The sequence below is a fragment of the Clostridium paraputrificum genome, from assembly GCF_900447045.1.
In the GTDB taxonomy this organism is placed as follows: domain Bacteria; phylum Bacillota; class Clostridia; order Clostridiales; family Clostridiaceae; genus Clostridium; species Clostridium paraputrificum.
In genome coordinates this window covers 1,130,366-1,156,924 of sequence record NZ_UAWH01000014.1, presented here as the reverse complement: position 1 = coordinate 1,156,924, position 26,559 = coordinate 1,130,366, and the positions used below count along the sequence as shown (strand labels likewise).

At 29.4% G+C, this 26,559-nt stretch carries 27 protein-coding genes; 2 read left to right on the top strand and 25 right to left on the bottom strand.

What is annotated here, in order from left to right; translation table 11 throughout:
- Window positions 1-4: 4 nt before the first annotated feature.
- The 8 genes from mtnK to DR024_RS10440 all read right to left on the bottom strand — a co-directional run bounded on the left by mtnK (window position 5) and on the right by DR024_RS10440 (window position 11,264).
- Window positions 5-1,213, bottom strand: coding sequence for an S-methyl-5-thioribose kinase (gene mtnK, locus DR024_RS10475; protein WP_111918710.1), 1,209 nt, complete (start codon window positions 1,211-1,213; stop codon window positions 5-7).
- A 281-nt stretch (window positions 1,214-1,494) separates the two neighbouring features.
- Window positions 1,495-2,280: a DeoR/GlpR family DNA-binding transcription regulator gene (locus DR024_RS10470; RefSeq protein WP_049179770.1), complete on the bottom strand. Its 786-nt coding sequence runs from the start codon at window positions 2,278-2,280 to the stop codon at window positions 1,495-1,497.
- 646 nt (window positions 2,281-2,926) lie between these two features.
- The gene (locus tag DR024_RS10465) at window positions 2,927-3,853 is read right to left on the bottom strand and encodes a Cna B-type domain-containing protein (protein ID WP_111918708.1); all 927 of its coding nucleotides are present in this window, start codon (window positions 3,851-3,853) and stop codon (window positions 2,927-2,929) included.
- A 4-nt stretch (window positions 3,854-3,857) separates the two neighbouring features.
- A complete protein-coding gene (locus DR024_RS10460; RefSeq protein WP_049179766.1) occupies window positions 3,858-4,709 on the bottom strand; it encodes a class C sortase in 852 nt (283 codons plus the stop codon).
- A 77-nt stretch (window positions 4,710-4,786) separates the two neighbouring features.
- Window positions 4,787-6,322: a SpaH/EbpB family LPXTG-anchored major pilin gene (locus tag DR024_RS10455; protein ID WP_111918706.1), complete on the bottom strand. Its 1,536-nt coding sequence runs from the start codon at window positions 6,320-6,322 to the stop codon at window positions 4,787-4,789.
- 22 nt (window positions 6,323-6,344) lie between these two features.
- Entirely contained in the window at window positions 6,345-9,023 is a 2,679-nt protein-coding gene (locus DR024_RS10450; RefSeq protein WP_172458938.1) for a collagen-binding domain-containing protein, read from the bottom strand.
- Between the two features lie 306 nt (window positions 9,024-9,329).
- The gene (locus DR024_RS10445; RefSeq protein WP_049180091.1) at window positions 9,330-10,547 is read right to left on the bottom strand and encodes an AfsR/SARP family transcriptional regulator; all 1,218 of its coding nucleotides are present in this window, start codon (window positions 10,545-10,547) and stop codon (window positions 9,330-9,332) included.
- Between the two features lie 189 nt (window positions 10,548-10,736).
- The gene (locus DR024_RS10440) at window positions 10,737-11,264 is read right to left on the bottom strand and encodes a dihydrofolate reductase family protein (protein ID WP_111918702.1); all 528 of its coding nucleotides are present in this window, start codon (window positions 11,262-11,264) and stop codon (window positions 10,737-10,739) included.
- Between the two features lie 114 nt (window positions 11,265-11,378).
- Between DR024_RS10440 and DR024_RS10435 the strand changes: the two genes are divergently transcribed.
- Window positions 11,379-12,026, top strand: coding sequence for a sigma-70 family RNA polymerase sigma factor (locus DR024_RS10435; protein WP_111918700.1), 648 nt, complete (start codon window positions 11,379-11,381; stop codon window positions 12,024-12,026).
- Between the two features lie 115 nt (window positions 12,027-12,141).
- Here DR024_RS10435 and DR024_RS10430 read toward each other — a convergent pair whose 3' ends face one another.
- The 6 genes from DR024_RS10430 to DR024_RS10405 all read right to left on the bottom strand — a co-directional run bounded on the left by DR024_RS10430 (window position 12,142) and on the right by DR024_RS10405 (window position 18,410).
- Entirely contained in the window at window positions 12,142-12,897 is a 756-nt protein-coding gene (locus DR024_RS10430; RefSeq protein ID WP_111918698.1) for a ChbG/HpnK family deacetylase, read from the bottom strand.
- A gap of 91 nt (window positions 12,898-12,988) precedes the next feature.
- Entirely contained in the window at window positions 12,989-13,837 is an 849-nt protein-coding gene (locus DR024_RS10425; RefSeq protein ID WP_099329842.1) for an AraC family transcriptional regulator, read from the bottom strand.
- 29 nt (window positions 13,838-13,866) lie between these two features.
- Window positions 13,867-15,333: a glycoside hydrolase family 1 protein gene (locus DR024_RS10420; RefSeq protein WP_111918696.1), complete on the bottom strand. Its 1,467-nt coding sequence runs from the start codon at window positions 15,331-15,333 to the stop codon at window positions 13,867-13,869.
- Window positions 15,334-15,345: 12 nt separating this feature from the next.
- Entirely contained in the window at window positions 15,346-16,080 is a 735-nt protein-coding gene (locus DR024_RS10415; RefSeq protein WP_111918694.1) for an alpha/beta hydrolase, read from the bottom strand.
- Window position 16,081: 1 nt separating this feature from the next.
- A complete protein-coding gene (locus DR024_RS10410) occupies window positions 16,082-17,383 on the bottom strand; it encodes a PTS sugar transporter subunit IIC (RefSeq protein WP_111918692.1) in 1,302 nt (433 codons plus the stop codon).
- A gap of 136 nt (window positions 17,384-17,519) precedes the next feature.
- Complete coding sequence (locus DR024_RS10405) at window positions 17,520-18,410, bottom strand: ROK family protein (protein WP_055183750.1); 891 nt, start codon at window positions 18,408-18,410, stop codon at window positions 17,520-17,522.
- 634 nt (window positions 18,411-19,044) lie between these two features.
- On the opposite strand from DR024_RS10405, the gene DR024_RS10400 reads away from it, so the two are divergent.
- On the top strand, window positions 19,045-19,362 hold the full coding sequence (locus DR024_RS10400) for a hypothetical protein (RefSeq protein WP_055183749.1): 318 nt from the start codon (window positions 19,045-19,047) through the stop codon (window positions 19,360-19,362).
- On the opposite strand, the gene DR024_RS10395 is transcribed toward DR024_RS10400, so the two are convergent.
- The 11 genes from DR024_RS10395 to DR024_RS10350 all read right to left on the bottom strand — a co-directional run bounded on the left by DR024_RS10395 (window position 19,359) and on the right by DR024_RS10350 (window position 26,411).
- Window positions 19,359-19,886, bottom strand: coding sequence for a GNAT family N-acetyltransferase (locus tag DR024_RS10395; RefSeq protein WP_055183748.1), 528 nt, complete (start codon window positions 19,884-19,886; stop codon window positions 19,359-19,361). The genes DR024_RS10400 and DR024_RS10395 overlap by 4 nt on opposite strands.
- A gap of 320 nt (window positions 19,887-20,206) precedes the next feature.
- The gene (locus DR024_RS10390; RefSeq protein WP_055183747.1) at window positions 20,207-20,614 is read right to left on the bottom strand and encodes an arsenate reductase ArsC; all 408 of its coding nucleotides are present in this window, start codon (window positions 20,612-20,614) and stop codon (window positions 20,207-20,209) included.
- A gap of 150 nt (window positions 20,615-20,764) precedes the next feature.
- Window positions 20,765-20,971 carry a hypothetical protein gene (locus tag DR024_RS10385; RefSeq protein ID WP_055183746.1) on the bottom strand — a complete coding sequence of 69 codons (207 nt, stop codon included), beginning with the start codon at window positions 20,969-20,971 and terminating at the stop codon, window positions 20,765-20,767.
- Window positions 20,972-20,986: 15 nt separating this feature from the next.
- Window positions 20,987-21,433, bottom strand: a complete 447-nt coding sequence (locus tag DR024_RS10380) for a hypothetical protein (protein ID WP_055183745.1) — start codon at window positions 21,431-21,433, stop codon at window positions 20,987-20,989.
- 1 nt (window position 21,434) lies between these two features.
- Window positions 21,435-21,641, bottom strand: coding sequence for a helix-turn-helix transcriptional regulator (locus DR024_RS10375; RefSeq protein ID WP_027098027.1), 207 nt, complete (start codon window positions 21,639-21,641; stop codon window positions 21,435-21,437).
- A gap of 244 nt (window positions 21,642-21,885) precedes the next feature.
- Window positions 21,886-22,464, bottom strand: a complete 579-nt coding sequence (locus DR024_RS10370) for a helix-turn-helix transcriptional regulator (protein WP_055183744.1) — start codon at window positions 22,462-22,464, stop codon at window positions 21,886-21,888.
- A 130-nt stretch (window positions 22,465-22,594) separates the two neighbouring features.
- Complete coding sequence (locus DR024_RS10365) at window positions 22,595-23,509, bottom strand: hypothetical protein (RefSeq protein ID WP_055183743.1); 915 nt, start codon at window positions 23,507-23,509, stop codon at window positions 22,595-22,597.
- Between the two features lie 292 nt (window positions 23,510-23,801).
- A complete protein-coding gene (locus DR024_RS10360; RefSeq protein WP_055183742.1) occupies window positions 23,802-24,122 on the bottom strand; it encodes a (2Fe-2S)-binding protein in 321 nt (106 codons plus the stop codon).
- Between the two features lie 115 nt (window positions 24,123-24,237).
- A complete protein-coding gene (locus DR024_RS17740; protein ID WP_155849293.1) occupies window positions 24,238-24,405 on the bottom strand; it encodes a hypothetical protein in 168 nt (55 codons plus the stop codon).
- Window positions 24,406-24,994: 589 nt separating this feature from the next.
- Complete coding sequence (locus tag DR024_RS10355; RefSeq protein WP_055183741.1) at window positions 24,995-25,591, bottom strand: FMN-dependent NADH-azoreductase; 597 nt, start codon at window positions 25,589-25,591, stop codon at window positions 24,995-24,997.
- A gap of 43 nt (window positions 25,592-25,634) precedes the next feature.
- Complete coding sequence (locus DR024_RS10350) at window positions 25,635-26,411, bottom strand: pirin family protein (RefSeq protein ID WP_278335681.1); 777 nt, start codon at window positions 26,409-26,411, stop codon at window positions 25,635-25,637.
- Window positions 26,412-26,559 lie beyond the last annotated feature (148 nt).

Below are 26,559 nucleotides of genomic sequence, written 5' to 3'. Positions count from 1 at the left end.
TTAACTATTTTGTTTCACCATCTATTATTTCTACAAATTCTTTAAATGAACTCATATTGTTTCTTTCTACGATAAGCTTCTTAGAAAGCTTTAATCCAAAGATTTGAGCCTTTGCTCTATCTTTAAGGTCCTCTATAGCATCTAAATCTGGAACATGGGCCATACCTATTATTCTTCTCATAACTTCACAGCAACAGAAACCTACAGTTTCATGTAAAAGCTCTCTTACATAATATGCTTCGTATCCTTCAGCCTTTGTTATTACATCTTTAGATTCATTATTCCATAGGTAATCTAAATTCTTATAGAATTCATCCCATATTTCCTGGCAAAGCTGTAATAAGTATTTTCTATATTCTCTTATTTCCTCTTGAGTCTTATCTTTTCTTCCTTCCCATGAAATATAATTCAAAACTATATTAGCAAATAATAATCCTACATCATATCCGTAAGGTCCATAGAAAGCAAACTCTGTATCAAATACAATTGATTTAGTATCATCTATAAAAATAGATCCTGTATGAAGATCTCCATGAAGAAGAGATTCACCTTTAGTCATAAATATTGTCTTAAGTTTTGCTGTTTCAAGCTTAATATCATTTGATAACCAAATTTCTTTTTCTACAAAATCTTTTATATATTCATTTATATCATTATCTTCAGCATCCATGTATGGATTTGTTAAAACCAATCTTTCTGTTATATCGCAAAGTTCTGGACTTATAAACTTAGATGCATTAGCCTTTTTTTCCATTGGTCCCATTCCAAAGTCAGATGTTAAGAATAAGTTTCTAGCCATAAATTTTCCTATTTGTTTTGGGAAATTCGGATATTTCTTCATCTCCATTAGACCTTTTCTAAGAACACTCATATCTCCTAGGTCTTCCATAACTGTTAATGCAAAAACATCATCATGATGATAAACCTTAGGAACTGAGTTAGGGTGCACTTGATTTTGACATTTCATAGCTTCTGCTTCAATTCTATTTCTATCTAGAGTTAATTTCCATCCATCTCCTGCCACTCTTAAATAAGGTAAAGCTTGTTTAACAATTACTGTTTTATCATCTGTTTCATCCTTAACTCTAAAAACGTAATTTAAATTTCCATCTCCTATTTCCTTACTTGAAAGTTTATGACCTTCTGGAAATATTTTTAATTTCTTAATGTACTCAGCAATTGTTTCATTTGTCATTTCTTTGTATCCATTCATAAAAACCCCTCCAATTTACAATCTTCTATTGTGTTAATTAACAACACATATGTTTTTTATTAACACAAAAATGTTTTTTATCAACACCCTTGTTTATATAATATAATCCACACGTTATTTTTGCAAACATTTTCATTTATGTTTTAAAGAAATTTATCCCTATATTCCTCGTGTTTTTAATAAAACGCTCTATCTTTCTTCATTTTTACTTTTATGTTATTTTTTTACACAAACATGTGAAAAAAATCTATTAAAAGTATCAACTACTTTTAATAGATTCTCTATTTCGCAAATATAATTTCTATATTTTCTTCTTTAATTAACTTCAAATCTTTTCTCTGCTCATCTGAAAGATTGCTTTCTTCATCTATAATAATCTTAGAGATATCTTTAATATCACATACCTTTGTAAGAGATGTCTTATTGATTTTCGTATGGTCTAAAAGGACTATTACTTCATGAGTATTTTTCATGGCTGCTTTTTTAGTATCTATTTCAAACATATTTATGTCTGTAAGTCCATTATCATGACATAAAGCCTTGGCTGATATAAAAATCTTATTTGTATTATATTTTGAAATAAGCTGCTCTACATCAGCACCTATTAATGAAAGTGTAGCATATCTTAAAATTCCTCCAGCAAGTATTAGTGTTATATTTTTAGACATGTTGAAATGCTGTGCTACTCTTATAGAATTTGTTATAATGGTCAATTTTTTATCTATTATATATGGACATAATTCATATACTGTTGTAGAAGCATCCATAAATATTACATCCCCATCTTCTATAAGTCCACTTACATACCTTGCTATAACCTTCTTTTCCTCTACATTTTGAAGATTTCTAGAATTCAAAGTGTCATCTATATCATCCTTATTTCTTACAGAATTTAATATAGCCCCTTTTGAAACCTTTGTAAGTATACCTTCCTTTTCTAAATACTCAACATCTCTTCTTATGGTCATTTCAGAAACATTAAGCTCTTTACTAAGAGCTGCTATCTCTATCTTTTTATCTATTTCTATCTTTTTCTTTATCCATTCTCTTCTTTCATTATGCCCCATCATATTTCTCCCTTTCTTTTAAAATTCACAACTTGCTGTGAAATAATATCTATAGTTTATCACGAATTCACATAAAAAGTCTATTGTATATTACAAATAAGATTCAAATTAGAATATAAAACTTTATTCTAAGCAAACTATAAATATAAATTTTATTAAAGAGGCAAAGCAAATGAGAAAAAACTAAAATCAATTCTGCTAATCGCATTATCTGTATTAATGTTAGATCTTGTTGGCTGTGGTGATGATAACACAGCATCTTATATCAATACTTCATCAAAAGATGCTCCAACTACAAAATAAGAATATGTTAAATACTTAAATTATAGATATAATGGGGCTCCTTTAATTGATTTCTATTATGCATACTGCAGTAAAACTTTTGTTTTTCATCTACTCACTTCCAGTATCTTAATTAACCATCTGCTGTTCCATAGCCTCAATCATAAATCTCATCTCCCACTCTTCTGTCTCTTAAAAGTTGTTTGTTAACATTTCATTCATATCTTTAAAACTCTACATACAGTTACATATTCCTCCTAAATATCTTATGATTTTCCAGAAATTTTATAATTCCCTAGACCTTAAAAAAGGAAGTTAGTTTCCTAACTTCCTAATCTAAAATATATTTATTTACCCCTTATTTTTAATCCCTTTTTCTACAACACTTTACGTAAATCAGAAGTAACACCCCAGAAAATGCAAATAACATAACATAAAATCCTATCCTCATTTTATCCCCTGTATCTGCAATTTCATAACTATCACCATCACTATCCAACTCATTAGTAATTGTAATGTGATTTCCATTTCTTTCACTTGTCATACGATAATTATCTGGAACCTTAATCTCCTCTACATTCCAAACTACATCCTTTGATAAATCATTCCAAGTATATGACCAGTTATTAAGATTACTTAACTCAACTGTTTCCTTTAACTCTCCGTCTCCATATAAGCCCACTTCAATATAATCTGGACGCATTTTGTCTTTGTTATTATTATCTTTCCATATCTTCACAACAGATAGTTCATCCATTTCCTCAGGATATAAAACTTCATTTTTAGGATATGTTGTAACTTGATAATTTACATTTCCATCTTTATCTACAAAGGGAACCTGCACATAAAATGGTACAGAAGTTACTGTATATTCATCAGAATTCACTTGGCTTTGCATAACTAAATAAATACCATCACTTATATTTGAAAATACAGCTTTTCCATTCTCATCTGTTATAGTGGTAGCTAAAGGCTTAATAGAATGCTCTCTAACAAAGCTCTCACAAAGACGAGCACTCTCTTCTAAAGCATCAGAGGAAACTAATTTATCAATGTCTAATTCAAAATCTTTAAATGCATCTTTCATGACAATTTTCCTTCTTGAATTATCAGTAAAATCTGCAACTTTATAAAGCTGAACATTAATATTTTCTAATAGCTTTCCTTCATAAGTCTTATCAATAATTGTAATTGAACCATTCTTGGCAGCTTGAACTGGCAATACAAATATAGTAAGGAACATGAATGCAGCAACTATTAACTTTATATATATACTATTTTGTTTCTTCATTTTATTAGTTTTCCTCCTTTTTGCTTTCTTTTTTCTTCTTCTTTAAGATGATGAATCCAGCAATGCCAACAACAACAAATCCACTGACAAGGATCATCCATAACCAGTCATTTTTATGTTTTTGAGATGTAAATGTATATTCCTCAGATGAAAAATCAAAATTAGGATCATATTCTCCACGGACAAGTAATCTATGAGTATTAATGCCATATGGCGTACATGTTATCAATGTTATATATGTTTTTCCCTCTTCAATCATTAAATCACTAGTTTCTTCTGGCAAAACTACCTTCCTTTGATTTATTCTATAGGCAAAAACCTGATCCATAGTATGAATAAAGAAAACATCTCCATCTTTTAGCTCTTCTATTCCAGTAAACAATTCTTGGGAAGGTAATCCAGTGTGAGCAGAAAGCAAAGCATGTGAGCTTTCACCTGCAACAGGCAAGGATGAATTTTTAATCAATCCAACACCTTTCTTTAACACTGCATCACTTGTTCCATAGTAAATTGGAAGGTAAATATCCACACTAGGAATCTCAATATATCCAATCATTGCCCCTTCTTGTACCATGAAGAAATCTTTGAAATCACTCATGGATTTTCTAGAAATATTTTTTCCACTAAAGGGGTCTGCAGGGAATGCACCAGGTAATGAATTGTTATAATCATAAGCATTTTTCATTATTTTATCAATTTCCTCTTTATTATATTTTTCTACCTTGGTGTTATAATCACCTATTGTAGATATAGAAAATTGATTGTTAATAAAATTGGCCAAGCTCGGATAAGCCATTAAGCCTATCCCAAGAACCATAATCAAAATAATAAATCCCATGATTAAACGTCTTTTCATACTAGCACACTCCCATAAAAACTACCATATAAGCCGATGATTCCTCATCGGCTCTTATACATATTTACAATTTTATTCTATGCTTTTTTACTTTTCTTTGAGTAAACTATTAACATTACACCTGCCAATAGAATTAGTGAAGCTCCTCCAACCATAAAGATTGTTGTACCCATTCCACCAGTTTCTGGTAAGTTAATACCTTTGTAGTTATATACATCAAATGAAATTGTTCCATTTTCTACTGTTACATTATCAATTATTTCAACCTTACCATCTTTAAGCTCTACTGTACAATTTGCTTTGTTGTTTGGGTCAGCAGTAATTTTAATAGTAATTTCCCCATCTAATAAGGCATATTCACTGTTAGGTGCTTCTATCTCAGTAATTGTGTAAGTACCTTCTGATAAACCTACAAATGATGCCTTACCATCTTCACCAGTTGTTACAGTTCCAACTACATTACCTGCATTATCTCTTATTTCAAATTTAGCACCAGCTAATGTAGTTGTTTTATTACTACCATCTAGCTTAAGTAAATCAAGGCCATAAGTATAAGTTTCTGTTTCATCTGTAATAATACCACCTGTGGTGTTTCCATCTGGAGATGTAGAGTATTCCAACTCAGCTTCATTAGTATTTGGATCATGAACTAAAGCATTTTCATTAATTTTAGCTGTATAAGTAATTGTAACAGGTTGTCCAACTAATGCAGCTGCTTTTAATGCCTCATAATTAAAATCAAATATAGTTGTAGTAGTACCATCTGAATTCTTTATAATATCAAAACTCTTAAAATACGACTTAAATTGTTCTTTAAGAACACCATTTTCTATAACAATCTCATTTCCAATCATAACATTAATTGAAGCTTCATTTAATGTTAAACCTTTTGACATTTTATCAGTTATGGTATAAATGATATTTGTATAATTAGATGGATAAGTAGGTATAGTAGATGTTATTTTATAGTTCTTTTCAGTACCAATTTGTGCTACATTATCATTTCCTTCTTCAACTACCTTATCAATTGTAAATTCAGAGTCCTTAGGGAAGATACTTACATCTTCACCTTTAGTGATATTAATTAGCATTGCCTGTGAAGGCACACGACCTGAATTTCCATTAGAAGTAATTGTTGTATGATCTTCTAACACCAAGTAATATCCCTGATTTAATACTGATTTAACATTACCTTTTAACACTGTAGGAGATACATTATTTGTTAAAATAAAGTTAGCAAGTGCTTTTGTAAGATCTTGCATTTCTGGACTCTGTTTATAATCCTCTGTGCTATCAGTTCCAAGCAATTTGTCAGAAGATACAACTAATACTCCATTTTTTAAAATACCCTTATCACTTTCAAAGGTATATTCACTATCTCCATTAAAGAAACTTGTAAAGCTAGAATTTACTGAAAAAATAGGAATCTCTTTATCTCCTATTACTTCTGTTTCAGAAGCTAAAACTTTGTATAGATTATAAGTAGCTCCTTCTCTATTAATCTGTAAAGAGCCCTGTTCAACTGTACCTGCAAATGTTAATGTTGGTGAAACTATGTTTAACATCATAGCCACAGCTACTACTAGTACACTTACCTTTTTTAATAATTTCATTTTATTTTCCTCCCTTTCTTACTTAGAACCCTATCTTTTTTCTATTTTTATTGAACTTTACCTCATATACTGTAAGCATTATAGCTCCCAAACAAGTAAGCAATAACCCAATCTTCTTATATATATCATTAGGTGTACCACCTGTTTCTGGAACCTCAATGTTTGGTGTATTTTCAACGGCAAATTCTAATTTAATACTAAAATCAGTGGATGTATGATTAATGTTTACTTTCTCCATGGTCTCATTAGGAACTTTTTCATCACCCATTAATTGATAATAGCTTCCCTTACTATCAACATGAATAAAGATAAATTGACTATTAATTACAAACCCCTCAGGATGTTTTGTTTCTTGTATAACATAATCACCAAAAGGTAAATCTTTTAATTTTAACAATCCAACAATGTCTTTACCTGTTTCTGAACCATCTGTTAATAATGTTTCCTTATCTCCATTTACATTAAATACATAATAACCATTATTTAATGTAAATTTTAATGGTGCATTTAAATCACTTGATTTATAGAGTTTAAATTCTGCACCAGATAGATAATCATTATTACCTGTGCTACTCTTTTTCTGTATAGTCAAATCTACTGAATCCACTTGATTTTTAACTATAATGCATCCAATAATAATTCCATCATTATTTTCATAGCTTACAGTAGCATTACTTGGTACATCTACCTCTTTTGCATAATAGCTAAAATCATATTTTACTATCTTTCCATCTTCTTCTAGGATTTTTGATGAGAAATATTGATTTCCTATTAAGGTTTGCTTCCAGTCATTATCCTCACTTAATGTAACTTTTTCTACCAATGTATTATTTTTTAGTTCATTAATGTCCACATTATCTACAACAGTACCTTCAGTTGGCTGAAAAGCTTCATCTTTAACTGCTTTTCTATGAATTTCAACTGATACTGGCTTCCAATATTGCTTGTCCAACTCATTTCCTTCTGTGTCAGTCCACTTCTTTTGAACCTTAAGATCTCTAAAGTTGTTATACAATACATTACTACCATTCATATCATGCTTTATTGTACATTTCTCATCTTCATAAAAACCTTCAAGCTTTGCTGACATATTAACACCACCTGCTGTACTTGTTGATGGTAAAACATTAAATTTAGCATAATACACATTATCATTTTTAATGTACTGAGTGTTGGTATATTCTTCTGAAATCTTGAAAATATACTCCCCTCGCTTTGTTAAACCTGAAAGATCAAATGTAACTAAACCATTTGGACTATTTTCAGCATACTGAATTGGAATATTCTCTGCAGTTTCAGGCTTTGAAATATTTTCTATTTTAAATTTAAACACTTCATTCTCATTTGGTATTGATCCATTTACTGTTTTTCTAAATTCAAATAAAGACCTAACATTAAATGGCCACATATGTCCTTCTGCACTTGATTTAATACTATTGGCAATCATAGTACCATTATAGTCACCACTATTTATTTCAACATAAGCTTTTGGTGCTACTAGATGTCCAACATATTTGTTCATACTTCCCCCTACTGTAATTTTAGTTGCATTAGGGAAAAACCCAACAATATTAAAGGCCTCTTCAACCTCAATAGAAGCAAATTGATAAGCATCTTTTATATTTCCAGATCCAATAATAGCTAATTTATCTCCTAATTTATCAGAAACTGATTTAAATATAGCTGGCATATTAAATTCTCCAGAATCTAAGATATTTATAAATGTTGTCATATTACCTACTTCATGTAAGCTTTCATAATCATAAATAATATAATCAATATCTTTAACTGAAGAAATTTCAAAGTTATATCCAAGTTTCAATCGAATTCCGTAATTATAACTTCCTGATCCACAATTTTCTAAGGTATATCCTTCTTTTTCAATAATTTCACCTGGAGGTAAGTTTTTCATTTCTTCTATATCTTTATCAGTGATTGTAATTTTCTTCATATAATGCCCTGTTACATCAATTCCTTGAAAATCTTTTAAGTCTTGCATTTGCTGAATAATTTTTTCTTTTGCCACTTCCATATCAATGTATTTGTAATTATCATTTGTATAATAATAATTGTAATAAAGTGAAGTGTTAGATTCTTGCATTGTCCAATATCTCTTGTTTGCTTCTATATTTCCATTAATGAATATTGGCATGTTAGAAGTTGTAATGATTGTATTACTATTCTCAGCATTTCCGCCAATATAAGAAGGAACTGTATGTGGATACTCTACATTTGTTGTAGTGCCACCTATAGAAACCTTAACATTCCCCTCAGCTGCAACTGGTCCAACAATGTGTGTACCTTCATATGAATCAAAGGTAAAAGCATTGTACCTAGCTAAGATATTAAATATATCGTAGCTTTCTCCAAAATCACCAAAGGTATATCTATTTTGCTCCCCCTCATTTGAGTGTTCTCTGTCAGTCTCATCTCTCCAAATTTTATAACGCTCTGGATAAACACCTAATGATAAATCTGGTTCTTCTCCATCATAGTTATAAGCTTTTTCTACTACTTTGTTTGTTGTTTCTTTCAAATCATTGCCTAACTGATTGTGAGGGTTGTTATCCCCATTTTCACCAGCACTTATTTCAACTGTTGAAATACTTTTTCCTTCTACTAACACCGAAATATTACTGGATAACACCACTACCATGCAAAGTATGGCTACTAATATTCTCTTCATCTTATTACTTTTCATGGCTCTTCTTCCTCCAATCATTTTTTTAATTTACTCATTATTCATCAGATTATAACAAACAATTACATTTTTAACTTTTATAGTTATAATATATTAACTAAAAGTCACATAACGGTCACAAAAAAGGTGGCGTGGATATTTATTTTGCTTGTTCCGTCGCAAGCTCCAAGTCACAGAAAAATAAATATCTATTCCCTTCTTACTAAAGGTAAGGAAATTATAAAATTACTATCCTTGATTTTATATTTTTTATACATCAAAAAAAGAACTGGCATATTTCCAGTTCTAAATAATAATATTATTAGTTTATATATCATCAATTTCACAAATACTATATTGTAATATCACTTTATCTGTTTTTTCCATTTTGTAAAACTGATCCTTTAACCGTTCAATAACCATCTTTGCATCTTCATATTTACAAGCTGGAAGCATTACTAAAAACTGATTCACACTATATTTGCAAATAACATCACTAGACCTCATACAATTAAGCAGAGTTGTTTTCAAAACCTCCATCTCTTCTCTTATAACATTAAGATAGCTCCCATCTTCTTTTGATATTTGAAAATTAGGCTGTAAACTAATCAATACCAAATGAACAGAAATCCCCATCCTTTTACCACTACGTGATTCCAATATATATATTTTCCTAAACACTCCATATTCACACAAAAAAGCTCCAGAGGGAAGTTTTTGTTCTTTCAATTCTTCTTGAATAACATCTATATTACTCTCATGGTCATGCTGTATTTGTTGCAGTTTTTCATAAATCTCCTGCATTTCTTTTGACGGCCGTACTCCTATTACATCATATAAATATCTTTCCGTCTGTTTATAGTGTTCTAAAGCCAGTTTCTGTTTATTATTTGCAATCAATGCTCTCAGCATAAAACAATGAATTTCTTCATCTAATGGCTCTGTCTTAAAAGCTTTTTGACATACCTCTTCTACTTCTGAATATCTCTTTTCTTTTTCCATAAGTCTTACTAGTTTTTTCACTATATCCAAATACATAGAATGATAGTATGTAGACATGGATATTACCCAATATTCCTCTGACAATTTAGGAAGAAATACCCCCTGGTATAATTCAATTGCTTTTTTTCCCATCCACAGTTGTTCTTCCACACTTTCAGCATTAATCATATTCTTACAACAATATTCAAATTTTTCTGTATCAACATTCAAAACAATTTCTGGGTTCCACTTATATGTACCCTTTCCTGTTAATATAAACTCATAATCACCCCATACTTTTTTTAAGCAATTTCTAAGTCTATACATTAAATTTTTTAAGGCTCCAATTGGATTTTCACTTTCATTTTCTGACCATAGCACGTCTATAAGTTCCTGAGCTGTTAATCTTTTGTTTCTATGACATAACATATAAGTGAGTAATCTTGTCAGCATCTCTGAACGAATACTCTCTGTATTTAACATGCCATCTTCATTTGATATTCGAAACTCCCCAAACATTCTTACATTCAGTTTAAGATATAATTTACGCTCTTTCTTTTTCATAATGGCCTACTCTCCCCATAAGCTAATACTTGCCTTTTTATACCTTATTCATATTATTAAAATTCTATATTAACCTTCATATTCCTCCCAAATACCCTATTAAATCCCAAATTATTTTACAAATTATTTCATACAAAGTAAAAAGGAAGTTAGTTTTCTAACTTCCTAATCTAAAATCTTTGTTATCACTTAATTATTTCTCTTTGAATACCTCATTACTACAATCCCATCCTCAACTGAATACTCCTGAAGTTTCAGATCTATTTTAATGCCATTTCCAAGGAATAGCTTTCTTCCTTCTCCTAAAATAGTAGGTATTATTCCTATAATATATTCATCTACAATATCATCTTTAATAAAGGGATCAATCATTTTGCCTCCGCCAAATAAAAATATATTCTTTCCTTCTGCCTTTAACTCACTTATTTGTTTGCAGATATCCCCTTTTATAAAATGATAATTTTCATAATCATCCATATCATCTGAGGTTGCTATATATACATCTTTATCCTTATAGTCTTTATGAAAATTTTGATCATAACAATTTCTACCCATAACTACAACATCAATACCTTCTAGAAACTTAGGAAAGTCAATTTTGTTTTCTGTATTTAATGTAGGGCTACCATCTCCAACTATCCAATCAAATCCACCATCTTCATCTGCTATGTATCCATCTAAACTAATTGCTAAATTTAATATTATTTTTCCATTCATATATTAACCCTCACTTTCATTTTAACTATATCATCTCCTTGATATAAAATATATAGATATTAATGCCTTTAATTTATAGCAATTTAAAATTTTATACTTTCCTAGAGGTTAAAAATGCCCAAAAATGTGATATATGCAACAATTGCATATATAATAAAAGAGGTGATGTTTATGGATTATAAGTATATTGAAACTTTAGTGAAGCTTGCAAAGGAAAAAGATATTGAAGCACAAGAAATTCTTGTTGAAGAATTCAAACCAATAATATATGGGCTTACTAAAAAGGTATTTGCTCCTGGATATGAAAGGGAGGATCTTATTAGTGAATCCTATAGAATCCTTTTTAACTGCATAGCTAAATATGATACAAGCAAACATAGATTTGTTGCTTATTCTATTAATGCTATAAAAAATAACTTTAAATATATACTTAGGAAATCTACTCAAAGGGATGACCACGAGGGATTGCTCTCTGGTGATATTTCTACAGACTTAGAATCTCTTCTTAAACCTGAGGAGTGTGCTTATGAGAAAAAGGAGTCAGACATTATAGATGCTCAGCTTATTAAACATGTTTTTAAGGAGCTAAACAAAGATGAACTTGAATTAGTTAATCTTGTTGTCTTTGAGGAACATACAGTTAGAGAATATGCTGCATTTAAAAATCTTAACTACTCTACTGCTGTAAAGAAAAAGAAATCAGCATTAGATAAAATGAAAATTCCTTTTAATGAATTTATAAATAATACTTATAATGTTTAAAACCTGGAACTATTCCATGTCTTATTTTTTATTTCAAATTTTAAACTTTCATATATATTAAAATAGATAAGAGGCTTGCGCAAACAAGCCTCTTATTTTTATATAAATTGCATATCTAGTCCCTATAATTTCTAAAATCCACTAATTTAATGTTATTTTCATATAAGAACTCCTTTACCCATTGGCTACATAAAAACTCACATTCCATTGGTCTTATTTTAGTGTATGATGAATTATCTAATATAAATTGGTCTAAGTATCCTGGATGAAAAATTGCAATTGTACACTCTTCCTTCTTCATTGTCTCAAGATTATCTTCAAAATACTTATATGCATCATATAAGCCTTCTTCATTTAATTTTACAAAGCCTAATGAAGTAATTCCATATTCCTTTTCCCATTCTTTATTAAATCCTGGAATATCATAAAATAATCCATGTCTTTTTGACACATTTTCTAATGCCTTAAAATAATTCTGGGAGAATACAGCATGTCCTTCGAAATAATCTGGTTTTTTACCTGTTATTTCTATAAATCTATTTAATTGTGCTTCTATCTCTAATTCACATTCTGAAATGCTAATACTGTCAACTGTTCTTTCATTTATTTCTTTACTAGAATAAAAGTACCCTCTTTCATTTACTAATGATGGAATTAAGTCTGGCTCCATAAGTGGTCTACCTAAAGAGATATTAGTATGCTGTCCTATGCAAACACCTGTATCTTTTACTAAATTATAACCATGTTCTGCATATTTCATATTTGGCATTATTCCAGTTGAAGTAACTATTCCATCTTTTATAGACTTTAAAATTCCATAATTTACTCCTTCACTAATTCCTAAGTCATCTGCTCTTATAATTATCTTCATATTTCCCCTCTTATCTACTTTAATTATAATATCTGATTTTTAGTATTTTTCCTAAGCGTTATTCACTAATATAAAAACGGCTCTTAAAAAATTAAGAACCGTCTTTCTTTCTATAACTAGCTGGTGTTAAACCATAAACTTTTTTAAACTGCGCAATAAAAGATTGTTCACTAGGAAAACCACATTCATACGCAATATCTATTATTTTATTATTAGAACTAAATAACATAAATTTAGCTCTATCTAATCTTACCTTAGTTAAATAGGTATGAAAAGTTACATTTAAATATTTCTTAAACAATGAAGATATATATTGTGGTGTATAATTATATTCTCTAGATAAATCATTTAATGATAATTGTTCCTTAAAGTGTATATTAATATAAAATAAAATTCTTGTAAAAGAATCACTATATGGTGAATTGCCATTTTCATTTTTATCTAACTTTTTCTCTTCAATACAATGAGAAAGTAATAGTAAAAGGTTAGCCTTATATTTCATAATAGCTACTGCATTCTTTTCATTTATAAGAGATACTATATTATTAAAATACTTTAAAAATACTTCTTTTTCATTTATCTTAAAAATCTTATTTGAAAATACTACACTATTTATATTTTTAATAATAAATCCATTATTTATATGCAAGCATTGAAATCTATATACTCCTTTTGCTCCTACGATTTTGTGTAAAGCCTGAGAGCCAATTACACATACCTCTCCCTTCTTTACATTAAATAAACCGCCTTCATATTCAATGGTCATTTCTCCTTCTAATATATATATTACTTCTAACCATTCATGCCAATGAGCATCTATAGTATTTGTACTCTCATTAACTCCATAGGATTCTGTTAGAAGACAATATCTATTTACATCAGTTACTCTAATATCATTTGGAACTAAATTTTCATATTCACTATCTATACTAAATTTCATAAAATCACCCAAATATATTCTATCATATATTAATTTAAATCTTCACCATTTGAAGAAATAACCTTCTTATACCATTCAAAAGACTTCTTTTTATATCTTTTAAAAGTTCCTTGTCCCTTATCATCCAAATCTACATAAACAAATCCATATCTTTTTTTCATTTCTCCTGTTCCTGCTGAAACAAGATCTATACATCCCCATGGAGTATAGCCTAATAAATCAACACCATCATATTCTATGGCCTTCTTCATCTCAACTATATGTTTTCTTAAATAATCAATTCTATAATCATCATTTATTGAACCATCTTCCTCAATCTTGTCAAAGGCACCTAGTCCATTTTCAACAATCATTAAAGGTAATTGGTATTTATCATATAATCTATTTAATACAATTCTTAACCCTACTGGATCTATTGGCCATCCCCATTCCGATTCTTCTAAATAAGGATTAGTTGCAGCAGCAAATTGATTTCCTCTACTTTTATCTGAATCCTCTCTAGTTGTTATAACTGTTGAGTTGTAATAACTAAAACCAATATAATCAACTACTCCATCTCTTAAAAGTTCATCATCCCCCTCTTCTTTTAAAAGAGTAAAGTTATTTCTCTCCATTTCTTTAAGCTTATATGATGGATAATAACCACGACATTGAACATCATAGTAAAAGTCCTTAAAGTCTCTTCCCATTAATAATTCCTTCATAGAGTCATTAGGATTACAAGTTTCAGGGTAAAATAATATATTAGCAATCATTAATCCTATTTTAAAATCTGGATTTATACTATGCCCTATAGTTACAGCCTTAGCACTTCCAAGTAAAAGGTGATAAATTGCTTGTTGTTGCTTATCATACCTTGAAGCTTCTGTTATACCTAAAGTTGAATAATCCCTTAGGAAGTTTATTTCATTAAATGTCATCCAATACTTAACCTTATCCTTATATCTGTTAAATATTGTGTCGCAATATTTTGTGAAAAAGCCTATAGTCCTCCTATCTAACCATCCTTCATATTTAATAGCTAAATTAAGAGGTAGATCAAAATGATTTATTGTAACTATTGGCTCAATTCCATTTTTATGACATTCATCAAATACCTTATCATAAAATAATAATCCCTCTTCATTTGGTGTTTCATCATCCCCATTTGGAAATATTCTTGACCAGTTTATAGACATTCTAAAAGAATTAACCCCCATTTCACCAAGTAAATTAATATCCTCTTTATAATGATGATAAAAATCTGTTGCTACATGACTTGGGTAATAAGTGTTTTCATCTATTACTGCTTTAGCATTAGCTGGTACATCCTCAAACCTATTAATAAACTTTCTTTCCCCATTTTCTAGTTCAATCATTATCTTTCTAGGTGTCTTCATATCCCCATCAGTAATAGTATCAGCACAAGCTAATCCTTTACCTCCATCTAAATACCCGCCTTCATATTGATTTGCAGCTGTTGCTCCACCCCATAAAAATTCTTTAGGAAAACCCATTTCTATTCCTCCTTAGATTTTTCTTATTTTATTACTATAATAATCAGTTCTTTCAATCCAATCTAAGAACTTTTCTATGCATATATTCCAAAATCTCCATTCATGTTCATATCCATCTGCACTTATCCATGTAAGATCAAACCCTTTTTCTTTAATTTTATTTACAAAGTCCTTAACATCTTCATAAACAAAGTCCTCTTCTCCACAAGCAATGAACATTTTAGGTGCTTCTTTAGCCTTTTCTAATACTTCAAATATATTTATTGGATTATTCTGCATTCTAACTGCAGGAGAAAATGCTCCTATTGCATTATATTTATTTGAGTTTAATATTCCATGATATAATGCACCAAAGCCTCCCATAGATAATCCTGCTATAAAGCTATCTTCCTTCTTATTAGATATTGGAAAAGTATTGCATATAAATTCTGGTAACTCATCCTCTATGAATTTTTCAAACAAATCCTTTCCCATATCAATGTAATTTTTATTTTCTCCAGATATCATTACTATTGCTATTTGTCTTTCTTCTGCATAAAGCTCTACATTAGTATATCCTGTCCATTGACTTTGGTTATTTCCAAATCCATGTAATAAATATACTACAGGGAATTTTGCGGGATATTCATGGTGAATATCCCCAGCCTTCATTAAACTTTCTGGAATTGTTACTGTTGGAAGAATTACTTCTATTTCAACTGTTCTCATTAATGTGTAAGATATAACATTACATTTAATTTTCGCCATTTTAATTGTTCACTTCCATTTCTTGCTTTTTCTCTTGTTCATATGCATTCTTATCATCTATCAAGAAGAATGGTAGGTATAAGATAAAGTGGATAAATAATGATATAAGCCATAGTAATAATAAGCTTACTCCTCCTTGGAAAAACGTTGTTACAAATCCTGGTGTTACCCAAGGCATAGATATTGCAGGATTAATTGTAATTGGAAGTATCTTATATAATCCTATAACTGCTAATCCAGATGCTATAGGACTCAATACCATAGGCATAAAATATAATGGATTTAACATTATTGGAAAACCAAATATAATTGGTTCATTTATATTAAATATATTTGCTGGAATTACTAGCTTTCTCATAGTTTTATATTTTTCAGATTTTGCAAATATAGTTGCAATACATAAACCTAATGTATTACCTGCTCCACCTATTTGTATACATCCTCCTAAAATAGCAAATAATAAAAATGGTAAAGGTTGTCCATTAGTAAATGCTTCTGTATTTGCTACACTTACCATCATTAATATTGGCATATAACAACTTAAAATTGTATTTGGGTGAATTCCAAAGAACCAAATTAAGTTCATTAGCGTAAATACTAAAATTAAAGATATAGGTGATGCTCCAAACTTAGCAATTGGTTGTCCAATTACTGTAGTTATTAAAGAGAAAATATCTCCAAAAGAAGATTGAGCACAAGCATACTTAATTGCAAACATTAATGTAAATATTATCATTGAAACAAATGTTGGTGATAAAGATTGAGCAACCATTGGTGGTACAGAATTAGGTAATTTTAGTTTTAAATTTTTCTTCATAAGAAAACAGTATAGCCATGGAATAAATAAACCTACAATAATAGCCACGAAAATACCATCACTACCCATTTGACTTGTTAACAACATTGAAGAAGGCATTGCACTATCAGGTAACATAACACTTTGTACTGGCATCAATAATAAAAATGAAGCTAAAGCAATTACTGCTCCTACTATTCCATTCTCCCCTTCATTCTTTGTATAACAATAAGCAATAGCAGCAACAACATATACTGCTAGAAGGGATAAGGTTAATGCTATAACCTCTTGTGCAACACTATACAATCCAGAGTTGTTTAAGAAATTAGTCCATGGTTCTATTGGTAAATTCCCTAAAACTGCAATTACAGCAACCCCTAAAGTAATAGGCATAGTACACATAAAGCCTTCTGTTAAAGCTTTAATAAACTTATTATTTGCAACCTTTTCCGCAAAGGGACCAACTATTTTCTCAAGTCCATTTTGAAAACTATTAAAAAATTTCATATTATTCCTCCTGTTGTATGTCTAAATCATGATGCGCGCTACTCACTATTTAGAATAATTATTACTGAATTAATTTACAATTTCATCATAGCAAACCTTTACATGAGAGGGTAATTAATTTTTAATATTTCTATGTCTATATCTTAATATTAAGAAAATTATATAAAGCACCTATTAAATTAGCATCATTTCTATGCTTGCAAGGCATAATCTCAGGCTTTCTTAACTTTATAGAGAATTCATTATACAAATCATCTAACGCTTCTTGTAAATAAGTAAATAGCAAAGGCTCTGCTGATATACCTCCCCCAATTACAAATCGCTCTGGATCCAATATATACATTATATTATAAATATTGCTTGCTAATTTACGGCAGTAATTTTTGAATCCCCTCTCTACATCTTTATTACCTTCTTTTATTAACTTAAATATATCAATTCCACTTAAATCCTTTAAATTAGAAGTTTCCTCAACTGCTTTTGAAACTCCTCTAATTCCAAGTTGACAAGCCATTGAATAATCTATATTAGAAACTTGTTCTATATTTGTATTTACATAAGAAAATTCTCCTGCTGAGAAATTACTTCCATTTAAAAGTTCTCCATTTATTACTATCCCCCCTCCTACTCCTGTTCCTAGAATCATTGCAACTCCATTTTTAATACCTTTCAAATTTCCAAATCCTAATTCTGCTAACGCTGCACACTTACCATCATTGGCTATAACAACCTTCTTCTTAATCTCTTTGCTTATTATTTCAGCTAGTGGTGTGTTATCAATATAGGTTAAAGCTCCACCAGTAATTGCAATTCCTTTTATAACATCAATAACTCCAGGCATTGATATAGCAATTCCAATAACATCTTCATAGTTTTTGTGAATCTCTTTAATAACCTTAACTAAATCCTCTAATGACCTTAATGGTGTTTTAACTGAACCCTTATTTAAGAATTCTCCTTGTAAATTACATATTCCATACTTAATAGAACTTCCTCCTATATCCATAGTCAATACAGTATTATCCATATATCTTCCTCCTTTTTTATAATACCTTTATGTTATCAAGAAAAATTATGTTTCCATATTGAATAATTAATATAAACACTATTAAATTTAAATATTTGACATTTCATAAATATCTAGATGAAACTAAATTTATGAAAAATAAAAATAGAACATAAAGGATTATTTCACAAAAAAGTTGGTGGATATTTATTTTTTAGTTCTTTTATATAATTAGGAAATCTATTCAAAGGGATGAACATGAGGGCTTCCTCTCTGGTGATATTTCTACAGACTTAGAATTGTCCTTATGAGAATTTATTTTGAAATTCATTTTATAAATTCCTTGTGAGGCAAAACTTTAAGTTCATATTTATATAAACATATATTTATGTATTTATATAAATATATGTTTATATCTTTATATGAATATATGTTTATTTCTTTATATATTTAAAACAATATATAAATGTTTATAGACTAATTGGAGAGTAAATGCAGCATTGAACATGCTCCTATATAAAGAATTGAAACTCTAAATGAAGATGCATTACTAGAGCTTTTAGAATTTATTTTTCCATTAGCTTTACTCATCTTCTTCTTTGTATATTTAAATATATACTTAGATAAAATAATACCGAAAGGTGGTTTTGTTTTTATGAAAAAATTTATAAGTATATCCTTAATTTCTTTATCCCTGTTATTTTGTGTCTCTCCTCAGTTAGTATCCGCTGTAAACATATTTGAAGAAGGTGTTTATAAAGCAACTGACTTTAACTTTTCATCTGATAATAAATATATAGTTCAAAATGTTTCAAAAGTGAATACTTCTTTTATTCAGGTTTTTGATGAAAACCAAAATTTGTTACAATCAATTCATCTTTCCCAGAATTCTGATAAATATAATCTACTACCTTTGAAGCCAGATTATAGAATCGTAATAGTAGGTAAAGGTGATGTATTTATATCTTCTTAATAAGCAATGTTCATAACTCTATCCTTTAAATAGGAATTAAAATTATCATATTCAATTTCAGTCAAAAGATTAGGATATGACATAACTGATAGTGAATGACCTTTATTTAATTTGCTATATGGGGGATGGATATGATTGAATTTGTTTTCTTTATATCCAACCCTTGTATAAAATGACTTTCTTCTAATAGATATCTCATCTATAGGTGGGTCAATTTCTAAGATTACTGTCTTTTTCTTTTCCTTAAGTAATTCAAGTGCATTTTCCCCATACTTTTTATTACGCATATTAGGCTCTATGCAAAAATGCTCAATATATATGTAATTTAATGTTTCCCAATAAAGAATAATACCTACAAAGCTATCATTATCATAAATTAAATCAAAATGATATTCCTCATCCTTTAATATTTCTTTTTGAGATTCAATTTCTCTTTGTTCATGAGAAGGAAAGCTTTTTCCATATAAATTCATAGCCTCACTAAACATTTCATCATCTTTAGATAATAATCTAATAAACTTCATAGTTCACCTCTAATTTATTTTTTTAAATAATAACACCTTTTTATTAAATTTTGTACCTTTTTTTGGTAACCTTCATAGATTATAATTACATTAAATAGTGATTTGTGCCGAATCATTATTGGTTGTTTGTGAGAAAGATAAGTTCCCCCCTGGTACTTATCTTTTCTTTTTTTACTGTCTAGTAAATTATAAAATTTCAATTAGCTATAAATCAAAGGTATTATTACATTTTCATATTAAAAAATATAAAATAAAGGATAGTAATTTTATAATTTCCTTACCTTAAGTAAGAAGGGAAATAAATATCCGCCACACCTTTTTTATTTAACTTCTCCATTTTGAATTCTAAGTGCAAGGTTCTTAACCTTTTCTTCAATTACTCTTGCTACCTTAATAAACTCTTCATCTGATTTGCCAGTTGGATCTTCCAATCCCCAATCTTCAATATGATTTGCAGGTAAATAAGGACATACAACATTACAGCCCATCTTTATAACTATATCTACGCTTGGTATATCTGATAATAATTTAGATTTTTGAGTTTCATTCATATCTATATCATATAAATCTTTAATTATTCTAACTGCATCTTCATTAATCTGAGGCTTCTTTTCTGTACCTGCTGAATATGAGTAAAACACATCTCCTGCAAACTTTTTACCTAAGGCCTCTGCCATTTGTGATCTACAAGAATTGTGGACACATATAAATGCTACTTTTTTCTTCATGTTTTCTCCCCTCTTTTCTCTAGTTTATTTTGTGAATATTTCCCCATCAGTACTCCTATAACTTTTTATTAATCTATTATAGCATATATATTGTTAGTGTTAACAAAAAGGATAAGCCCCTCCTTGGAGCTTATCCTTCCCATTTTTTAATTAGGATTTAAAGTCATATGGACTTTTTTTCTTTCCAAAACAATACCCATTATAAGCTATTCCAATCATCATTAGAACAACACTAACAACCATCATAGGATAAGCTACAATGTCTGGATACTCACCAATAAAACGCTTACCAATAGCATAGATTAAAAATATTATTATTCCCACTGGTGATGATAAAGCCAGTAATTTTCTTTTCATAGGACACACATCTCCTTATACCTTTCTATTAAAGTACACCTTCAATATTCCTTTCACTAATGCACTGAACATCAAAGTTGAAAGTAAAACAAAAAATACTATTTCATTATAAAATCCTGATATGATCGTTCCTATTGCCAAGCCCCCTAAAATGATATTTATACCAACTCCACCTATTTGAGCACGTATATATTTACAACGTTCATCATTTTCATAAATATATAGTTCCCTCAATTTATCTTCTTTTCTAAGGGCTCCTTGATATTTAAACACTAAATAAATTAGTAAGGCTTGAACAGCTACATATAGCCCCACATTAACGCCAGACATAAATCCTAATGTAAATTCACTTTGTCCAGCAGTAGGGTGAAAAAGGCCAAAAGACACCATTATTATTAGTATACTGTTGTAACAAACTAGCATTCTTATTCTTGTTTGCAAGTCTTTTTTAAACTTATCCATTTTATATTTCCTCCACCTCTGAAAAATCAAATATATCCTCTATGGTAGTGCCAAAGTATTTGGCAATCTTATAAGCTAAAACCAAGGATGCAGTATACTTTTCAACCTCTAAAGAGGTTATAGTTTGCCTTGTAACTCCCACAGCTAAAGCAAGTTCTTCTTGCGAAATTTTATGTTTCTTTCGCAATTCAGCAATTCTTGTTTTCAAAGTAACACCTCCATATTGCAAAGTAAGCTTTGCAATATGATTATAGCAAATTTTACCATAGTTGTATAGTGTACTTTGCATTTTAATTTATAGGTGGGGTGGATATTTATTTTGCTTGTTCCGTCGCAAGCTCCAAGTCACAGAAAAATAAATATCTATTCCCTTCTTACTTAAGGTAAGGAATAAAAAAATACCCCATATTCTCTTTTGAATAATAGGGTATATTAATTAGAGCTTATATATTTTAAAGTTTTATAATAATAGCCATAATTACGGCTACTACAACTGCCAATGTCCCAGCGCCTACTGCTAAGAAAATTTTCTGATATGGTCGTTTTCCATACTCTTGATTTTTTTGAGGCTCGTCCATATTCTTTCCATCCATAAAAGCAAGAATTTCTTTATATGTTTGGATATCAAACTTCTTTTTGTATTTTTCAACCTTCAAGGAATAGCAAAATGCAACTATTGCAATTACTCCCCAAATTCCCATTCCAATCTTCCCAAAAAAGTGTACAAGTGGAACAGGTAATAAAATAGTTGCTAATAATAACACAGCAAAGATGCTACTTAGATGGTTAAATTCCTTAATGTCTTCTGATTTAATTTTTTCCTTCATTTCTTCAAGGTCTCCTTTAACTAATATGTCAAGAGATACACTAAAAAGAGAGCTTAGCAATAATAAGCTTTTCACATCAGGGTAGTTCTTATTGTTTTCCCAATTTGAAATAGTTTGACGACATACAAAAATCTTTTCAGCTAGTTCATCCTGTGAAAGCTCCATCTCTGTTCTATATTTTCTTATTTGTTTTCCAATCTTCATAAAATGTCCTCCTGCACTATCAGTCTATAACCTGAAATGAATTTCTACTATCAAAAGTCTTTGATAGTGGCTATTTTACTCATGTCAAAAGTATTTGACATCCTAAAAACACTCATTTATATAGCATAATTTATAATTTAAATTCTCTAATGTACTTAATATTTTTTATAATAATATCTGACTTCCACCAGTTTTTACTTATAGCCCATTCTTCAGGATAATCATTCCACTCCCATGTAACTCCCCAAGAACCATCCTCATTTTGAGTCTTTAAAATAAATTGGTATTCAAAATCACATATCTCCTTGTTTTCTAAATAAAAATCACTTGATTTACTATTTATGAACAATGATGGTTTACATATATAATCAGTGTTCCATATTTTAGTATCGTAAGTTATAACTTGCTTAATTTGTTTTTGTAATAATCTTTTAAATTCTTTCATATCCAATAAGTTTAAAATAGAGCACTCTTTAATATAATCGTATAACTCTACAAAGCAAGCACTTTCATGCATAGATTCTAAAGGAAAATTATCTTTAAAATAATCATAAGCTTCTTTTGATAACTCACATGCTGATTTATATATATCAGTATCTTTTTCTGCATATTTCAATATAAAACCTATTAGACTCGCCGTAGGATTATATGTTGATTCTTGTTTTTGTCTATAAGACCACCAAGGTGCATGAGGATAATTGTCATTTGTTACTACTGTATTTAAGCCATGCCACCTATGTCCATCAAATTCATCCTTAGAAGATAAATAATCTAAAATTCCTTTTATTATTGGATGGTTTTTATCATCTAAATTAATTTCTTTAATTATTTGAGTTGCTACCCATGTTTGCAAGGGTATTGAATTAATATTCCAACAATCAGGTTCCAGTTCATTGGCAAATCCACCATCATCATTTTGGTATGCCTTTAAAGCAGTAATGACCTCTTCCTTACTTCCATTTTCAAATAAATAGTTCCATCTGGCCATATCAAGCGGTCTTGAATTCTTTAATATAAACTTTTTTGAAGCTGTATAATAATCCATGGCTTTCCCCCAATTAAATTAGTAGTTAAATACCTACCTAACTGTTAGTTTTATACTTTCAATTATACCATATTCTTTAATACTAACTATTATAAATGGTCTTGTTATTCCTACTACATCACTTTTATTACCTTATACAATTTTTTATTCTTTAGGAAGAAATAAACTAATATATCGCTAAATAGTTGAAGTTATCCACAATTTAATAATAGATATAATTTCCTAAAGAATAAAAATGAATACCCATAAATAATATTATTTATGGGTATTCTAGTTATATATACAGATTATTCTATCTTTTTAATTCAATTATGTTTTGTACTAAGGCCTTACATCTTCCACATTGAGTACCTGCCCCTGTAACTTCTCCAACCTTTTCAACTGTATCAGCACCATTTTTCACTGCTTCTACTACTGATTCTAATGAAGTTCCTTTACATCCACAAACAGATGCTAAAATCTTTTCTATTTCTTTAACGCAACCACCACAAGCAGTACCTGCTCCTGTCATCTCTTTTATTTCTTCTACAGTACGTGCACCTGCAATCATTGCCTTTCTAATATCTATATAGCTTACGTTCTTACAATGACATACTATTTTATTTCCAGCCATCTTTATCCTCCAGTATATTTCTTTATAGTTATCTAATAAGTTTTTTATCATTATAAGGTAAATTTTATTTCTTTTCAATATATTTTCTAATCTATAATACATTCTGTATTTGTAGTTATTTGTTTTTATCATCCTTACTATTTATTTTCTCATTTTGTTTAGAAAAACCAAAACAAATATATGCACAACCTAATACTATATACGTAGCATGTTTACGTACTATTCCAATTATAATAAAACAAGTTGCTGCAAAGAACCAAATTTTTGATATATTATTATTCACTAAACCACCCCTAATACCATCTTTTATCAATTAATCATAACACTAAAAATTATTGCCATTGCAAAGTAACCAATATTGGTTTCACCTAATCTTTCCCTGTACAATTTTATTTTTAAACTGTAATTTTATGTATATATTAACTTAATATCACAGTTTCTTCAATACTTTTATAAAATCCTTTTGTATATTTGATGAAGAATATCTCAAAGGCAAGCTTCCTAGGATTATTTTTAAGGAAGCAGAATTTGACTTGAATATTATTGGTGTTAGACGCTACGAACAAGCAGCAGCTAGATGGATTAGAGCTTACAACCTATTATGAGAAAATATGATATTAAATGTCCTATAAGAAATGCTAATCCGTATCGCCTCATATCTCAAATTCAAGAACTCTTGATATCATAGCAACTACAATTGATAAATTAATATCAAAACATAAAAACAATTTGCATAATGAAACTTAAAAAAGATGACTCCTAAATAATTTAGAAATCATCTTTTATTAGCTTCTTAACTTTTTTATTGTGTCCTTGACTTATGGTCCACTTTAAAAGCTTTTGTTCCATTTTATCTTTCTTTTAATATATCTTTAAAATTTTTGTGCAATTAACTTGGATTTTTCTATTCCTTCTTCAATTTTACCTTGAACATCTACACCTGCAACATCTAAATTTTCTATTGCTATAGTTTCTATATCGTGGATACCAAAGAATCCAAGTATAGTTCTTAAATATCTATCTCCCATTTCATATGGAGCATCCCCATATTCTCCACCTCTAGATACTATATGCACAGCTTTTTTATCATTTAAAAGTCCTACTGGACCTTTTTCTGTATATTTAAATGTTATTCCTGTAACACTTACATAATCAATATAAGCTTTTAATATTGCTGGCATACTTAAATTCCACATAGGTGCTGCAATTATATATTTATCTGCCTCTGCAAATTGATATGCATATTTTAATACTGGATGCTTCTTGCTGTCCTCATTTTTAGGTCCAAATACTACTCCCAAATCCTCAGGTCTTAGAAAATCTATTTTCTCCTTATATAAATCTAAGACAATCACCTCATCTTGTGGATTATTTTTCATATATTCTTCTACAAAGCTATCAGATACTTTAAAAGTCCTTGACTCTCCTTCATTTTTAATGTTTGCCTTAATATATAGTACTTTACTCATTTTTTCTACTCCTTTTTAACTTTATTTTTGATTTATATTTATTTTAAAAGTTTTCTACTCCAAATTTATTATTTCTAAAATCTTCATATGCTTGATATATTTCATCCACTGTATTCATTACAAATGGACCATGTGAAACAATTGGTTCATCTATAGGTTCCCCACTTAGTACAACAAATAAAGATTCTTCAGTAACTGATTGGACTGAAATGTCACCATCAATGTTGTCAAATATAATAAAATCTGTTTCTTTACATGTATGATTTTCATTTATTTTAACTTCGCCCTTTAATACTAATATTCCCGTATTAAAATTACCAGGTTCTTTTAATATAGTTTTTCCATAATTCTTTAGATTTATATTATAAATATTTATATTAGTAAAAGTGCTTGCTGGCCCTTTTATTCCATTAAACTCTCCAGCAATAATGCTCACTTTTCCTTGATTATTATCAAGCTTAAAAGCTCCCATGTTCTCTTTTAATAAAGTTTGATATTTAGGCTCTGACATTTTCTCACTCTTAGGAAGATTAACCCAAAGTTGAATCATATGCAATATTCCACCACTTTCACTAAATTCTTTTTCATGGTATTCTTTATGCAAAATTCCTGATGCAGCAGTCATCCATTGAACATCACCAGGGCCTATAATTCCATGATTCCCCTTATTATCATGATGTTCAACACTTCCCTCATAAGAAATTGTTACAGTTTCAAAGCCACGATGAGGATGTGCTCCAACACCTCTCCTAATTGATGACGGTTCATAATAATGTGGGGCATGATAATCTAATAATATAAATGGAGATAAGCGTTTTATATCCCCTACTCCTACTGGTAAATATTGTTATACTCTAAATCCATCCCCTACCATATGAGGTTCTGGTCCTCTAAATATATTCTCTATTGTTCTAAACTTATTCATAATTTTTTAGCTCCTATCTATTTTATTTGAAATTTCATTATAT

Coding starts and splice junctions, on each gene's coding strand:
- DR024_RS10415 (WP_111918694.1), bottom strand. CDS start 16,080: ATGGCGAAAATTAAATGTAATGTTATATCTTACACATTAATGAGAACA.
- DR024_RS10410 (WP_111918692.1), bottom strand. CDS start 17,383: ATGAAATTTTTTAATAGTTTTCAAAATGGACTTGAGAAAATAGTTGGT.
- DR024_RS10425 (WP_099329842.1), bottom strand. CDS start 13,837: ATGAAATTTAGTATAGATAGTGAATATGAAAATTTAGTTCCAAATGAT.
- DR024_RS10395 (WP_055183748.1), bottom strand. CDS start 19,886: ATGAAGTTTATTAGATTATTATCTAAAGATGATGAAATGTTTAGTGAG.
- DR024_RS10420 (WP_111918696.1), bottom strand. CDS start 15,333: ATGGGTTTTCCTAAAGAATTTTTATGGGGTGGAGCAACAGCTGCAAAT.
- DR024_RS10385 (WP_055183746.1), bottom strand. CDS start 20,971: ATGAAAAGAAAATTACTGGCTTTATCATCACCAGTGGGAATAATAATA.
- mtnK (WP_111918710.1), bottom strand. CDS start 1,213: ATGAATGGATACAAAGAAATGACAAATGAAACAATTGCTGAGTACATT.
- DR024_RS10370 (WP_055183744.1), bottom strand. CDS start 22,464: ATGAAGATTGGAAAACAAATAAGAAAATATAGAACAGAGATGGAGCTT.
- DR024_RS10465 (WP_111918708.1), bottom strand. CDS start 3,853: ATGAAGAAACAAAATAGTATATATATAAAGTTAATAGTTGCTGCATTC.
- DR024_RS10360 (WP_055183742.1), bottom strand. CDS start 24,122: ATGGCTGGAAATAAAATAGTATGTCATTGTAAGAACGTAAGCTATATA.
- DR024_RS10435 (WP_111918700.1), top strand. CDS start 11,379: ATGCCCAAAAATGTGATATATGCAACAATTGCATATATAATAAAAGAG.
- DR024_RS10440 (WP_111918702.1), bottom strand. CDS start 11,264: ATGAATGGAAAAATAATATTAAATTTAGCAATTAGTTTAGATGGATAC.
- DR024_RS10460 (WP_049179766.1), bottom strand. CDS start 4,709: ATGAAAAGACGTTTAATCATGGGATTTATTATTTTGATTATGGTTCTT.
- DR024_RS10400 (WP_055183749.1), top strand. CDS start 19,045: ATGAAAAAATTTATAAGTATATCCTTAATTTCTTTATCCCTGTTATTT.
- DR024_RS10405 (WP_055183750.1), bottom strand. CDS start 18,410: ATGGATAATACTGTATTGACTATGGATATAGGAGGAAGTTCTATTAAG.
- DR024_RS10445 (WP_049180091.1), bottom strand. CDS start 10,547: ATGAAAAAGAAAGAGCGTAAATTATATCTTAAACTGAATGTAAGAATG.
- DR024_RS10430 (WP_111918698.1), bottom strand. CDS start 12,897: ATGAAGATAATTATAAGAGCAGATGACTTAGGAATTAGTGAAGGAGTA.
- DR024_RS10470 (WP_049179770.1), bottom strand. CDS start 2,280: ATGGGGCATAATGAAAGAAGAGAATGGATAAAGAAAAAGATAGAAATA.
- DR024_RS10450 (WP_172458938.1), bottom strand. CDS start 9,023: ATGAAAAGTAATAAGATGAAGAGAATATTAGTAGCCATACTTTGCATG.
- DR024_RS10380 (WP_055183745.1), bottom strand. CDS start 21,433: ATGGATAAGTTTAAAAAAGACTTGCAAACAAGAATAAGAATGCTAGTT.
- DR024_RS10365 (WP_055183743.1), bottom strand. CDS start 23,509: ATGGATTATTATACAGCTTCAAAAAAGTTTATATTAAAGAATTCAAGA.
- DR024_RS10455 (WP_111918706.1), bottom strand. CDS start 6,322: ATGAAATTATTAAAAAAGGTAAGTGTACTAGTAGTAGCTGTGGCTATG.
- DR024_RS10390 (WP_055183747.1), bottom strand. CDS start 20,614: ATGAAGAAAAAAGTAGCATTTATATGTGTCCACAATTCTTGTAGATCA.
- DR024_RS10355 (WP_055183741.1), bottom strand. CDS start 25,591: ATGAGTAAAGTACTATATATTAAGGCAAACATTAAAAATGAAGGAGAG.